This is a genomic window from Mesorhizobium sp. M7A.F.Ca.CA.003.01.2.1, assembly GCF_003998945.1.
GTDB lineage: Bacteria > Pseudomonadota > Alphaproteobacteria > Rhizobiales > Rhizobiaceae > Mesorhizobium > Mesorhizobium ciceri.
The window spans coordinates 1-1,069 of sequence record NZ_RZRA01001343.1 but is presented as its reverse complement, the minus strand read 5'-3'; the positions used below and the strand labels follow the sequence as shown (position 1 = coordinate 1,069).

Below are 1,069 nucleotides of genomic sequence, written 5' to 3'. Positions count from 1 at the left end.
GGGCTGTGCGGTCGCGCCGGGTCTTATCGACAACCACGCCCATCCGGTGGCCGGCGACTGGACGCCCCGGCAGAACCAGATCGGCTGGATGGATTCGACCGTGCATGGCGGCGTCACCACCATGATCTCGGCGGGGGAAGTCCACACGCCGGGCCGACCGCGCGATCTTGTCGGGCTGAAGGCGTTGGCGATCGCGGCGCAGCGCACCTTCTCCAACTTCCGTCCGAACGGCATGAAGATCCTGGCCGGGGCACCGATCCTGGAACCCGGCCTTACCGAGGAAGACTTCCGCAGTCTCGCCGAGGCCGGCGTGACGCTTGTCGGCGAGGTCGGGCTTGGCGGCGTCAAGGATGGGCCGACCGGCCGGAAGATGATCGCCTGGGCGCGCAAATACGGCATGACCTCGATGACCCACACAGGCGGCCCGTCGCTGCCCGGCTCCGGCCGCATCGGCGCGGATGTCGTGCTGGAGGTCGACGCCGACATCGTCGCCCACGTCAATGGCGGGCCAACCGCCCTGCCCGAGGCGGAAATACGGCAGATCTGCGAGAAGGGTTCGAGGGCGCTTGAAATCGTCCATAACGGCAATCTGCGCACCGGACTGTTCGTGCTCGACCTGGCAAGGCAGCGCGGCGAACTTTCGCGCGTCATCCTCGGCACCGACAGCCCGGCCGGATCCGGCGTCCAGCCGCTCGGCATCCTGCGGACCCTGACCATGCTGGCTTCGCTTGGTGGTATCGCGCCGGAAGTGGCGTTCTGTTTTGCCAGCGGCAACACGGTGCGCGTGCGCGGACTGGATGATCGCGGCATCATCGAGGTGGGGCGCGCCGCCGACCTGATCTTCATGGATCAAGCGATCGGCGGTGCCGGCGACGGGCTGCTCGACAGCGTGGCGCTCGGCAATCTTCCAGGCATTGGCATGGTCGTGATCGACGGCGAGGTGCGGACAGGCCGGAGCAGAAATACGCCTCCGGCGATGCGGGTGCCGGAAGTCCTGGCGGCCTGACGGTCAGCCGACGCCGTCAATGCCGACAATCTTGTCCTTGGTCAGCCCGCCGACGCGCGGGTG

At 67.8% G+C, this 1,069-nt stretch carries 1 protein-coding gene; it reads left to right on the top strand.

Annotated elements, in window-relative coordinates; translation table 11 throughout:
* The coding region (locus EN969_RS32535) for an amidohydrolase family protein (protein ID WP_127419808.1) at positions 1 to 1,006 on the top strand (1,006 nt) is incomplete at its 5' end.
* Positions 1,007 to 1,069 lie beyond the last annotated feature (63 nt).